Source organism: Gordonia sp. N1V (assembly GCF_029269935.1).
GTDB classification, from domain to species: Bacteria; Actinomycetota; Actinomycetes; order Mycobacteriales; family Mycobacteriaceae; genus Gordonia; species Gordonia polyisoprenivorans.
Genome location: NZ_JARJDD010000010.1, coordinates 41908 through 53871 on the forward strand (window position 1 = coordinate 41908; position 11964 = coordinate 53871).

At 67.2% G+C, this 11964-nt stretch carries 8 protein-coding genes and 1 pseudogene; 4 read left to right on the forward strand and 5 right to left on the reverse strand.

Annotated features, from left to right (window positions below):
• Window positions 1-98 precede the first annotated feature (98 nt).
• Together P3L18_RS14445 and P3L18_RS14450 are read left to right on the forward strand one after the other, a co-directional pair.
• Complete coding sequence (locus P3L18_RS14445; RefSeq protein WP_276114517.1) at window positions 99-1040, forward strand: CoA ester lyase; 942 nt, start codon at window positions 99-101, stop codon at window positions 1038-1040.
• A gap of 28 nt (window positions 1041-1068) precedes the next feature.
• The gene (locus tag P3L18_RS14450) at window positions 1069-2841 is read left to right on the forward strand and encodes a hypothetical protein (RefSeq protein ID WP_276114438.1); all 1773 of its coding nucleotides are present in this window, start codon (window positions 1069-1071) and stop codon (window positions 2839-2841) included.
• On the opposite strand, the gene P3L18_RS14455 is transcribed toward P3L18_RS14450, so the two are convergent.
• Window positions 2781-3914: a glycosyltransferase family 4 protein gene (locus P3L18_RS14455; protein ID WP_276114439.1), complete on the reverse strand. Its 1134-nt coding sequence runs from the start codon at window positions 3912-3914 to the stop codon at window positions 2781-2783. The two genes, P3L18_RS14450 and P3L18_RS14455, sit on opposite strands and share 61 nt — an antisense overlap.
• Before the next feature lie 73 nt (window positions 3915-3987).
• Between P3L18_RS14455 and P3L18_RS14460 the strand changes: the two genes are divergently transcribed.
• Together P3L18_RS14460 and P3L18_RS14465 are read left to right on the forward strand one after the other, a co-directional pair.
• Window positions 3988-4716, forward strand: coding sequence for a class I SAM-dependent methyltransferase (locus P3L18_RS14460; RefSeq protein ID WP_276114518.1), 729 nt, complete (start codon window positions 3988-3990; stop codon window positions 4714-4716).
• A 274-nt stretch (window positions 4717-4990) separates the two neighbouring features.
• Window positions 4991-6264 (forward strand): annotated as a pseudogene (locus P3L18_RS14465) (DUF222 domain-containing protein).
• A gap of 290 nt (window positions 6265-6554) precedes the next feature.
• Here P3L18_RS14465 and P3L18_RS14470 read toward each other — a convergent pair.
• The 4 genes from P3L18_RS14470 to P3L18_RS14485 all read right to left on the reverse strand — a co-directional run bounded on the left by P3L18_RS14470 (window position 6555) and on the right by P3L18_RS14485 (window position 11947).
• Window positions 6555-7280, reverse strand: coding sequence for a hypothetical protein (locus tag P3L18_RS14470; protein WP_276114440.1), 726 nt, complete (start codon window positions 7278-7280; stop codon window positions 6555-6557).
• A gap of 49 nt (window positions 7281-7329) precedes the next feature.
• The gene (locus P3L18_RS14475; RefSeq protein WP_276114441.1) at window positions 7330-9882 is read right to left on the reverse strand and encodes an ABC transporter permease; all 2553 of its coding nucleotides are present in this window, start codon (window positions 9880-9882) and stop codon (window positions 7330-7332) included.
• Between the two features lie 3 nt (window positions 9883-9885).
• Window positions 9886-10824, reverse strand: a complete 939-nt coding sequence (locus P3L18_RS14480; protein ID WP_276114442.1) for an ABC transporter ATP-binding protein — start codon at window positions 10822-10824, stop codon at window positions 9886-9888.
• A 94-nt stretch (window positions 10825-10918) separates the two neighbouring features.
• Window positions 10919-11947 carry an esterase-like activity of phytase family protein gene (locus P3L18_RS14485; RefSeq protein ID WP_276114443.1) on the reverse strand — a complete coding sequence of 343 codons (1029 nt, stop codon included), beginning with the start codon at window positions 11945-11947 and terminating at the stop codon, window positions 10919-10921.
• Window positions 11948-11964: the final 17 nt, after the last annotated feature.

Below are 11964 nucleotides of genomic sequence, written 5' to 3' on the forward strand. Positions count from 1 at the left end.
GTCGTCGGTCTGCGGGGTCGTCGGCGCCGGCGAACACCAGGGCAGGGTGTGAAACGATGGAACGGATTCATCGTCGATCACCACTCGAGAAGGCCAGGATGTACGACCAGCAGAACACCACCGTCGACCCCGACACGAGCGACATCGGTTCGCGGATCGACCCGGTACTCGCGCGCAGCTGGCTGCTCGTCAACGGTGCTCAGTACGAGCGGTTCGCCCCGGCCGCCCGTTCGCGCGCCGACATCGTCGTTCTCGACATCGAGGACGCCGTCGCACCCAAGGACAAGGTCGCCGCCCGCGAGAACGTGCTGCGGTGGCTGGCCACCGAGTCCGACGACCATCCGGGCGGACCGGGAGACTGGGTGCGCGTCAACGGTTTCGGCACTCCGTGGTGGGCCGACGATCTCGACGCGCTGGCCACGACGTCGGTCGGCGGGGTGATGCTGGCGATGGTGGAGTCGGTCGACCACGTCACCGAGACCGCGAAGCGTCTGCCCGACGTGCCGATCGTCGCGCTGGTGGAGACCGCCCGCGGACTGGAGCGGATCAGCGAGATCGCCACGGCGAAAGGCACTTTCCGTCTCGCATTCGGCATCGGCGATTTTCGTCGGGACACCGGCTTCGGCGACAACCCGGCCACCCTGGCCTACGCGCGTTCGCGATTCACCATCGCCGCCAAGGCCGCCCACCTGCCCAGCGCCATCGACGGCCCGACGGTGGGGTCGGGGGCGCTGAAGTTGTCGGAGGCGACCGCGGTGAGTGTGGAGTTCGGTATGACCGGCAAGATCTGCCTGACCCCCGACCAGTGTGCCCCGGTCAACGAGGGGTTGTCGCCGTCGCCCGATGACATCAGTTGGGCGCGTGAGTTCTTCGCCGATTTCGAGCGAGACGGCGGCGAGATCCGCAACGGTTCGGATCTGCCGCGCATCGCCCGCGCCACCAAGATCCTCGATCTCGCGCGCGCCTACGCCGTCACCGAATCGGACTACGACGTCGATCCCGGACACGCGTCGGCTCCCTCCGACACCTACCACTACTGAGCCGCGGGCGAGGGAAGACGTTGCGCCCGTGACCAACCCGCGGCTGCTACCGATCCTCTACGGGGTCGGTGCGGTGCTGTCGGCGGTGATCGTCGGGCCCCTGTTCGGCGGCGGGTATCTGCTCTACCGGGACGCGGTGTCGACGCCGCGGTCCTTCGTCACCGATGCCGCGCTCGGGATCGGTCCGCTCGCACCCCGTGCGGTTCCCCAGGATTGGTTCGTGGCGGTGGCCGGCTCGGTCGTCGGCGGCGGCGTGGTGGTTCTGGGGGCCCTCGCCGCCGCAATCCTGTTCGCGGCGGTAGGGTTCGGGCGCTTGGCCTTTCGGCTGGTCCCCGGGGGCGGACGCTCGGGAGCGGTTGCCGCGGCCGTGGTCACGGTATGGAATCCCTTTGTCGCCGAACGCCTGCTGCAGGGAAACTGGAGTCTGCTCGTCGGATACGCCGCGCTCGGGTGGATCATCGTGGCCGTCGCCGATGTCGCCATGGGTCGCGCACGCGGGCGGTGGGTCGGGTGGGCGCAGGTGGGTGGGCTGCTCGCGGTGGCCGGGTTGACGCCGACGGGGTCGGTGATGGCGTTGGTGAGCGCCGGGGTGACCGCGGTGTCCTGCGCCGGTATCCGACGGTGGCGCGTGCTCGCCGGACTCGGTGCGCTGTGGGTGTGTTCGGCGTTGCCGTGGCTAATGTCCGCGGCGATCGGTGGTGGATCGATCGCCTCCGACGGGCCGGCCGGGGTGCGCGCCTTCTCGCTGCGGTCGGAGCCGTTGTTGGGCCCGCTCGGCACCGCTCTGGGATTGGGTGGGATCTGGAACTCCGATGCCGTGCCGACGAGCCGCACGATCTGGTGGGCCGCGATCGCCACCGCGTGCTTGCTGGTGGTGATCATCATCGGGTCGGTGTGGTTGTGGCGCAGTCGTTCCGCGTCGCCGGCGCCGGGATTGTTACGCGGTCTGGCAGGCGTGGCCGCCGCTGTCGTTGTGGTGGTTGCGGTGACCGCCGCGGGTCCGGGACAGACCGCGCTGGGGGCGGTCATCGATGCTGTTCCCGGTGCGGGGTTGGTGCGCGACACCCACAAGTTCTTGGCCCTCGCGATGCCGTTCGTGGCACTGGCTTCGGCAGCCGCTGTGGTGGCGCTGAGGCGTTATGTCCCTGTGGGTTTCGCCCTCGCGGCCATTGCTCTGCTGGTGATCGCCCCGTTGCCGGATCTGGCGTGGGGGGTCGGTGGCCGGATCACGCCGGTGCACTACCCCGACGACTGGAGGAAGGCGGCCGCAATGGTGCCCGCCGACCGCGGGGCGGTGGCGTTGTGGCCGCCGGGCACGGTGCGCCGGTATTCCTTCGCCGACGGACCATCACTGGACCCGACGGCCCGGATGGTGCGCGCGCCGGTCATCGAATCGGGTGAACTGCAGGTCGACGGCGTCGTGGTCGATCACGCCGATCACACGGCGGCACAGGTGAATCGCGTCCTTCGTAGCGGAGGCAATCCGCGCGCGCTGTCCGATCTCGGCGTCGGCTGGGTACTCGTCGAGCGCGGCCCCGAAACCTCCGTCCCGGCGGAGCTCGCCGATCTGACGCCGGTGGTCGCGGGACCCGATCTGATGCTGTTCGATATCGGTGGAGCGGTGACGCCGCAGGCATCCTCGATGTCGCGGGGCTGGGCGTGGGCGGCCCACGTGATCTGGGCGTTGCTGATGGTCATCGGCGCTCTCGCCGCGGGCACCGCTAGGTTGGTGAAAGTCGTTCAGCGACAGGCGTCGCGCAGGACGCGGAGCATCTCGTCGCACGTCGTCGACCACGAGTAGCGCTGGGACTTGCACTGCGCCGCGCGGCCGAGCCGACGCGCCTCGTCCGGGTTGTCGACGAGTTTTCGAGTGGCGCTGAGGAATTCGTCGATCCCATCGACCAGCAGACCGGTCCGCCCATCGTCGATGGATTCGGCCAACCCGGCCGAACTCCGATACCCGATCGTGGGCACGCCGTGTTGTGCGGCTTCCATCACGGCAAGCCCCCACCCTTCCTTGCGCGACGGCATGAGGTGGACACGCGCCTGCGCGAGGATCTCGTGTTTTCGCACCTCGCCCACGTGACCGTGGAACGTGACCGCTTCACTCACGCCGAGAGTCTCTGCAGTGCTGCGTAATTCGTCGGACCACCAGCCGTCGCCGATGACGTCGAGCGCCGCGTCGACTCCGGCCCGGCGGAGATCGGCGATCACGGTCAGCGCATGCTCGACCTGCTTGTGCGGAACCAGCCGGGACAACACGCACAGGCGTGGCGTCGATGTGCTTGCGCCCGGCGCTTTCACGTCGGCCGGAACGGGATCGAGGCCATTGCGGATCACGTCGATGCGGGCTTCGTCCACACCGAGGCCGACCAGTTCACGCCGCGAGGGCGCGGACACCGTCACATAGCGGCTGCGCCGGTGTACCCACGGCGACAGTCGGGACTCGATGAACCAACCGAGCCGCCCGAGCGCCCGGCCGGCGACCGGCCACTGTTCGCGGTGGCAGTGATGGACCAGCACGACCGTCGGTGCGATGCGGGTCAGCGCGGCGAAGAAGGGCACGCCGTTCTGGGTGTCGACGACCACATCGGGAACGCGGCCGGCCAGCCGCCCGCGACCCATCCGGGCGGCCAGCAGGAGACCGAGCGCTCGGGGATACACCGAGATCCGGCCACCGGCGCGTACGAATCGGATGCCGTCGCGACGCTCGTCGTCGGGAGCACCGGGGTACGCCGCGGTCAGATAGGTCACCTCGACACCTCGTCGCGCCAATTCCGCGCCCACCCGCTCGAGATAGGTCTCGCTGCCACCGCCTTGCGGGTGGCCGGTATCTCGCCAGCACAGGAGCAGCACATGGGTGGGAGGTGTCATCGTCTCACCAGGGTACCGACCGCGAGGTCGGCGTAGCGGTAGCATCCCGCCTGTGCCCGCACCGACCGCGAAGATGCGCCGACTCGCAACGCTCCGTCGCGCGGTCGGACTCTTGTCGGACTTTCGGTACGAACAGACCGATCCCGCACGCTTCTACGGCGCCCTTGCCCGCGACACCGCGGCCATGGTCGGTGCGTTCGCGGACCTCGACGATTCGGTCATCCTCGACGTCGGCGGCGGCCCGGGCTACTTCGCCGACGCGTTCGGCGCGTGTGGCGCCCACTACCTGGCGGTCGAACCCGATCCGACGGAGATGCACGCGGGCGGACTCGAACATCGCGGCACCGTGCGCGCCTCCGGCCAGGCACTCCCCTTCGCCGACGACTCGATGGACGTGACACTGTCGTCCAACGTCGTCGAGCACACCTCACGGCCGTGGCAGATGTGCGACGAGATGATCCGCGTGACCCGCCCCGGCGGGCTCGTCATCGTCAGCTACACCTTGTGGTGGGGCCCCTTCGGCGGTCACGAGATGGGCCTGACCCACTACGCGGGCGGCCACCGCGCCGCTCACTGGTACACCCGCCGACACGGACATCCGCCCAAGAACCTCTACGGCACTTCCCTTTTCGCGGTCACCGCCGCGGCCGGACTGCGTTGGGCCCGCAGGCGATTGGACGCCACGACGGTCATCGCCGCCTTCCCCCGCTACCTCCCGGCACTGTCCTGGTGGGTGCTGCGCGTACCGGTACTCCGCGAGATCCTCGCCACCAATCTCGTTGTGGTACTGCGCAAGAACTAGCACTACTCGACTCCCCGATGGTCAAGGCCATCCCCCGATGGTCGAGGTGCGAGCCGCGTGCGGCGAGCCTCGAGACCCTGGTGATATGACCAGCCTCCCAACCACATCGAAAGCAAGACAAACGAAACCCAACCCCCGTACTACACCCCACCGACAGAAAATCGGCGCCGAAACACGTTGTCCACAAGCAGAATTGACCGAACACCCCTTGCGTCGAACACCCTGGCGATGTACACTGGAGTCATCGCACCGATCAGCCACCGGGGAGGGGCCCATGGTCGACACCACCGAAGCTCTTGACGCCGAAGCGGTTTTCGCCGCGATCGTCAGCCAACTCAGCGACCTGCAATGGGATCCGGAGATGACCGGGCCCCAGGCTTTCGGCGCGATGAAGCAAGTCCTGTTGTTGCGGAATCTGGTTGATCACCACGCCACCACCCTCACCGGCGAGATGGATCGCTTGGGCGTCGCCGATCATAAGACCACCCGGCTCCGGGAGTTGTTGATCAGCATGGGTTGCGCACCCGCCGTCGCAAGTCGATACGTGCGGATCGCCGCCACCACCGATGTGGATCTGCTGCTCGCGCATGCCGCGGACGGGTCCATCTCCTCCGAACACACCGATGCCATCGTCCGCGGACTGGCGCACATCGACACGCGTTGCCCCGAACCTTTGGACACCGCGCAGCGCTGTGAATACCTGCGGAAACTCTTGTCGCACTATTTGCCGGTTTCACTCCCGCCGAGATCAACCTCTACGCAAGGCAGTTGGGGAACGAGTTGGCGGCCGAAACGCCTGGCGGGTTACCGGCCGCGGAGGACAAGTCGATCAACTCCTACACCGACCGCATCACCGACGACGGCCGGTTGGAAATCTCAGCGAACCTCGACATCGTCGCCGGGGAGAAGACCAGAACTCTGATGGAAACCTTGTCGGCGCCCAAGCCGCAACACGACGGATCCCCCGATCCGCGGACACCCGAACAGATCTGTGCTGCCGCGTTCGAGACGATCGTGGAGTTGGCGGCACAAGGATTGGCGGACACCACCTTCTCGGCGAAACCGACCAACGGACTGTTGTGGACCTGGTCGGCGGACAACCCCGCGCTCGGTGGGGATTTGCAGAATATGGGTGCCATCACCGAAGGCACCGCGAAAATGTTGTCGTGCGATACCACCATCACCAAGATCATCCTCAACACCGACGGCGTACCCCTCGATGTCGGACTCAAAGAACGGCTGTTCACCCCAGGACAACGCAAAGCACTACTCGTCCGCGATCGCGGGTGCATCAAATGCGGAGCACACGCCGGACGCTGCCAAGGACACCACCTCGTCCACTGGAGCAAGAGTGGTCCCACCGACCTCGACAACGGCTGCCTACTCTGCACCAGCTGTCATGACGATGTGCACCACCACGGCTGGGACATCATCATGGGCTTCGACCGACACCCCTGGCTGATCCCACCCGCCAGCGTGGATCCGAAACGACGACCCGTGCCGTCCTATCACCGACGCACCATGCGACTCGACGACACCGCAGCCTGACCCACGCTGCCCCACAACCTAATTCCCTGCACCCGGCCCGGCCGGGACCGCATCTGTTGTTTGAGAACTCCATAGAGATAGTTCCCACCCGATGGTCGAGGTGTCGTGCCCGTGGCCCGGAAGCCTTTCGGCACAGGGGGTCTCGAGGCTCGTCGCTGGCGCTCCTCGGCACCTCGACCATCGGATGGGGCAGGCGCAAGCCTCCATCGATGGCATCACCACCTGCGCCGGTGCTGGATTCGCACCACCACGGACCGGATACCCATCGGCACAACAAGTTGAAGCGATGGTCAGTTCGGCAGATCCGCCACGCAGCGGAGGAGGCCACCGTTGCTCGTAGTCGAGGTCAGCTGTTCGCGACCGTGCATGATGGTGCAGGTCACCGGACCGCGAACGACGATTGCGGTGAGTTCGGCCGAACCGCCGGTGACCGTCGTCGTCATCGACCACGGCGCGGCGGTGACCGGATCGATGACGAACTCCGAACCCTTGCGGTAGCGCACTCCGGCAACGTCACCGCTGCCGGTCAATTGGTAGACCACAGCTCCCGCGGGGACCCGCGCGGTGGTCGTCTCCTCCGTTGTCGTCTCGGTGGTGGTCGTGGTTGTGGGTGTGGTGGTCGAGGACGTCGCCGACACCGTACTCGTCGTCGTCGGCGACGCCGTCGAATCACCACCACCAGTGCTCCGGACGACGAGCACTGCGACGACCACGATCAACACCAGAGCCGCGATCACCGCAAGCGCCAGGATCAGGGTCCGCCGACCGCCGCCTCCGCTGCCCCCGGACGGCGGCTCACCGTACGGTCCGGTGGGCGGCGGGCCGCCCGGCTCCTGACCATAGCCCTGCGTATAAGCCCCCTGCGGGTAACCCGACTGGTCATATCCCGTCTGGCCATACCCGGTCTGGGGATAACCCGAGTCGGGGTACTCCGCCGGATTCTGATCAGGGTCGAACGCACGCGTGTGCGGCGGCGGACGATTCGGGTCCCACGGATCTTCCGGTGGCTGAGTCATGCGCCGATTGTGCCAAACCGGGGCCGCCGACCCCGACAACCCGGAGAACTCATCCTTCGGCGATCGCCTCGAGCGGTTTCGTCCTCGCAGCCCGCACCGCGGGCCACAACGCGGCCAACACGCCGACCACGGCCGAGGCGAGCAGCGTCCAGCCCATCAAGCTCCACGGCAGCACCGGATCACCGAGCCCCCACCGGGCGAGCGTGCGCACCAGAGCCCATCCGATCACCGAACCCAGGACAACGCCGAGGACGGCCCCGTAGATCGCGATCAGCACCGACTCCAGATAGATCGTCCGTCTGATCTGGCTGCGCAGGGTTCCGATCGCGCGCAGCATGCCGATCTCGCGTTTGCGCTCCACCACCGACAGCGCGAGGGTGTTGATGATGCCGAGGACCGCGATGAGCAGGGCGAGACCGAGCATGGCGTACAACGTCGCGAGCATCTGATCGATCTGCTCGGAGATGCTGCTCTTGTATTGCTCGCGGGTCTCCACCTGTACCGTCAGATACCCCGACGTCGCGTTCTCGAGATCGGTGCGCAGGGTGTCGAGGTTGGTACCGGGTGCCGCCTTGACGAACAGCCCGAACGTGATCCGGCTCGTTTCCGGCATGACCTTCTCATACACCTGCGACCCGACCATCCACGGCTGCAGCGCCTCGTTGTCCTGGTACACACCGGCGATCGTGACCGGCACTTGCGTTCCGTCCGCCGAGGTGAAGGTCAGGGTCTGCCCGCGTTTCCAGCCACGCTCGTTGGCGGTGCGTTCACTGATGAACATCCCGTCGGCCGGCAGCTTGCCGGATGCGCCGTCGAGCATGTTCAGTACCGATACACCGTTGAGATCGCCACCGAGAGCGGCGAACCCGGTACGCGCCTGACCGTCGATACGCGCCGACACGATGCCGAACGACACTGCGTCGGAGATGCCCGGCACCTTGGTGACCGCCCCGGCCACCGACTCGGGCACCGGCGAATTGTTGGTGCCCGCAACGATGTAGTCGGCTCGGATGCCCGCATCGACAGCCTGATCCACCGTTCCCTTGAACGAGGCTCCGAGCGTGCCGATCACGGCGACCAGCATCAGACCGAGGGTCAGCGCGAAAGCGGTTGCCGCGCTGCGCCGCGGATTGCGCACCGCGTTGGTGCGGGCCAACCGTCCGACCGTGCCGAACGGGGCGCCGATCACCCGGCCGAGACCACCGACGATGGGTTTGGACAATGCCGGTCCGGCCAACACCGACGCGACGATCGCCGCACCCGCGCCGATACCGACCACCACCGCGCGCAACAGGCCTGCACCCATCGCACCCCAGGCGATCGTACCGATGGCGATCAGCAAGAAGACGACGCCGACCAGCGTCCGATTCCGCAGCGGCGCAGCACCTTCGGTGACCCCGGCGCGCATCGCCTCCACCGGGGACACCCGTGCGGCCCGGACCGCGGGTACCCAGGCGCTGACCATCGTGACGACGATGCCGACGAACAGCGCGGCGAGCACCGCCCACACACCGACCTGCAGGGAGCCACTCGGCAGACCCGAGGCGGAGCCGACCACCGCCTTCAACACCGCGGCCAACCCGACACCGACACCGAGCCCGACCAGCCCGCCGATGACGCCGACCACGAACGCCTCGAAGAGCACCGAACGCGACACCTGACGCCGGCTGGCACCGATGGCGCGCAGCAGGGCGAGCTCACGATTGCGTTGCGCGACGATCATCGAGAAGGTGTTGTAGATGATGAAGGTACCGACGATGAGCCCGATTGCCGCGAATGCCAACAGGATTCCGGTGAAGATGGTCAGGAACTGGTTGACCTGGGCCTTCTCGTCCGCGCGCACCTGGTCGCCGGTGCGGACCTTGAACTGATCGGTGTCGACGAGAGCCGACACCCGCTTGGCGAGTTCGTCGGCGGACACCCCGGACACCGCAGACATGTCGACCACCGCGACATGCGAACCGTCGGAGAAGATGTCGGACGCGGTTTGCTGGTCGAACTGGACGTTGACGTACCCGCCGGTCGAGGTGGGCAGGTCGACGAGGCCGACGACAGTCACCTCCAACGGCTGCGTACTGCCTTGTCCGATCACGAGTTTCGTCTTCGATCCGACCTTCAGGCCGCCCTTGTCGGCGGCCGAGGAGTTGAGGACGATCTCGTTCTGCCCATTGGGCGCCCGGCCACCGGGCAGCAGTCTCTCGGAGGAAATCGCCTGATCCGGTGGGATGTAGGCGGTGGCGATACTCGGGGCGCCACCGGTCTGCAGCGCCTTGCCGTCGGCGCCGGCGATCGTCACCGGCCCCTGCTGGTTGGTGACGATCTTGTCGATCCCCAACTCCTGCTTACGCTCCCGGAGTTGGTCGACGACGCTGTCGGGCACCCCGTCGGAGGTCGATCGTTGCGGCGTGATCTCGACGGCCACGCCTTGCGCCGCACCTTCGAAGATCGAGTTGAACGCGTGGGAGATGGTGGAGGTGAACACGATCGAACCGGCGACGAACGAGGTGCCGAGGACGATCGAGAAGACGGTCAGGAACAATCGGAGCTTGTGCGCACGCAGGTTTCGCAGCGAGACCTTGCGCATCACCGATGATGCGGCCATGAGTCAGCGTGCCTCGTGGCGCCCACGGGGCGTTCCGTCGGTCGGGTCGACCGGGGCGGTGGTCTGCCCAGCAGCAGCTGCACCGGAATCCGTAGTGCCGGTGAGCCCGTCGACCGGTGTCGCATCCCCCGTCTCGTCGTCCCCCGGCTTGTCGTCCCCGGGCTTGTCATCCCCCGGCTTGTCATCGAGGTGGCGCATCACCTCGAAGACGTCGTCGGCAGTCGGTCGGGTCAGCTCCCGCACGATGTTGCCGTCGGCGAGAAAGACCACACGGTCGGCGTAGGACGCGGCGCGCGGATCGTGGGTGACGATGACGACGGTCTGCCCGAACTCGTCGGTGGCCGCGCGCAGGATCGCGAGAACCTCTCCGGAGGAGCGGGAATCGAGGTTGCCGGTCGGCTCGTCACCGAAGATGATCTCGGGCTTGCCCACCAGTGCGCGGGCACACGCAACACGCTGCTGTTGGCCACCGGACAGCTCGGTCGGCAGGTGATCGAGCCGATCCCCGATGCCGAGGCGACCGATGACGGTGTCGAACCATTCCTTGTCCACCGGCCGGCCGGCGATGTCGAGGGGCAGGGTGATGTTCTCGGCCGCGGTGAGGGTGGGCACCAGATTGAACGACTGGAACACGAATCCGATGCGGTCGCGTCGGAGCTTGGTCATCTCCTTGTCGGAGAGCCCGGTGAGGGCGACGTCACCGATGTAGGCGCGACCCCCGGTGGCGTCATCGAGGCCGGCGAGACAGTGCATCAGGGTCGATTTCCCCGACCCCGACGGACCCATGATCGCGGTGAACTGTCCGGCCGCGAATTCGATCGTCACGCCTCGCAGCGCGTGGACGGCGGTGTCACCTGACCCGTAGACCTTGGTCAGACCCTCGGATCCGGCCGCGGCGGCCGTGCCGCTCGGCTGCGTCATCTCTGCGTGCGCTGATGTCATGGCCACCACGGTGCCAGGTCGGCGCCCGAATGGCCATCGGGGTTGTCCCTGAACTCACCCCGGTAGCGGGCGCCGCCCGTATCCGCCGACTAGGTCAGCGACGCGGGAAGCGCACCTCGATCGCGTGCACCCGGGTAAGGCCGGCGAACATGTTGTTGGTGACGACGTAGAGCATCCGCGCCCGATAGTTCTGTCCGCGGACGTCGGGAAGCCAATTGCCCCATGCCATTCCGGACATGTTGCCGGTCACCAGCTGCGGCAGCGGGTTGGCCGAGAAGACCTCGGTTTTGGGCATCGCCTTCTCGGAGCCGGAGAGCTTGGCCTTGCCGGTCACCGCGTCGGCGCCGCGGGTGGTGGCCCAGTAGATGCTCGTCACGCGTCCGCGACCGCGTTCGAGGACCAGGAAATCGGTGTTGTTGACGGCGATGACGTCGGCGGCGACCTTGCCCGGGTCGGTGCGGTAGACGTACTCGCTCTGCCCGCGACCCGATCCGAAGGTCAGCAGCCGGGCCGCGTTACCGGGGTCCTGGCGCAGCCCGCCGGCGGTGATCACGCTGATCTGTCCGCGCGGCCCGACGGCCACCCCGGTGAGACCGTTCTGCCCGTTGACGCCTGCGGTCCGGGTCGGGCGCCACGCAGCAGGCAACGGGAGATCTCGGACGAACGTACCGAACGGGCCGATCTGGCGAACGAACTGATGCGCCCCGCCGCTCACGACGACGTAGCCGCCACCGACCGACCGGATGCCCTCGAACTGTGCATCACCGGGCAGCAGCGGCAGATTGAGCGGGCTGAGCACAGTGCCGCCGCCGGTGAAGCGCGGGACGCCGAGCTGGCCGACCGATGGGTAGTAGTCGATGTGGGTGGTGTAGAACCGGGCGGGACCGGCACGCCCGACATCGGTCGAGATCATCGCGTAGTCGCCGTTGGCGGTCTGGTCGATTCCCGAAATAGCGCCGAAAGACGGTATGCCGGGCACTATCTCGGTGTCGACATATCGCGAGGTGACCATGGATTGGTCGGGAACCGGCGAACCGGGCACCGCCGTCGCCACGCCGGGTCCGATGGTCAGCGTGACGGCGAGCGCCGAAACGAACGCTGCCCCCCACGAGCGAAGTCTCATAGGGGGCAACGATACCT

Excerpts from the sequence above, each read along its gene's own strand:
- P3L18_RS14475 (WP_276114441.1), bottom strand. The coding sequence starts at position 9,882 with ATGGCCGCATCATCGGTGATGCGCAAGGTCTCGCTGCGAAACCTGCGT.
- P3L18_RS14480 (WP_276114442.1), bottom strand. The coding sequence starts at position 10,824 with ATGACATCAGCGCACGCAGAGATGACGCAGCCGAGCGGCACGGCCGCC.
- P3L18_RS14485 (WP_276114443.1), bottom strand. The coding sequence starts at position 11,947 with ATGAGACTTCGCTCGTGGGGGGCAGCGTTCGTTTCGGCGCTCGCCGTC.
- P3L18_RS14460 (WP_276114518.1), top strand. The coding sequence starts at position 3,988 with ATGCGCCGACTCGCAACGCTCCGTCGCGCGGTCGGACTCTTGTCGGAC.
- P3L18_RS14470 (WP_276114440.1), bottom strand. The coding sequence starts at position 7,280 with ATGACTCAGCCACCGGAAGATCCGTGGGACCCGAATCGTCCGCCGCCG.
- P3L18_RS14455 (WP_276114439.1), bottom strand. The coding sequence starts at position 3,914 with ATGACACCTCCCACCCATGTGCTGCTCCTGTGCTGGCGAGATACCGGC.
- P3L18_RS14445 (WP_276114517.1), top strand. The coding sequence starts at position 99 with ATGTACGACCAGCAGAACACCACCGTCGACCCCGACACGAGCGACATC.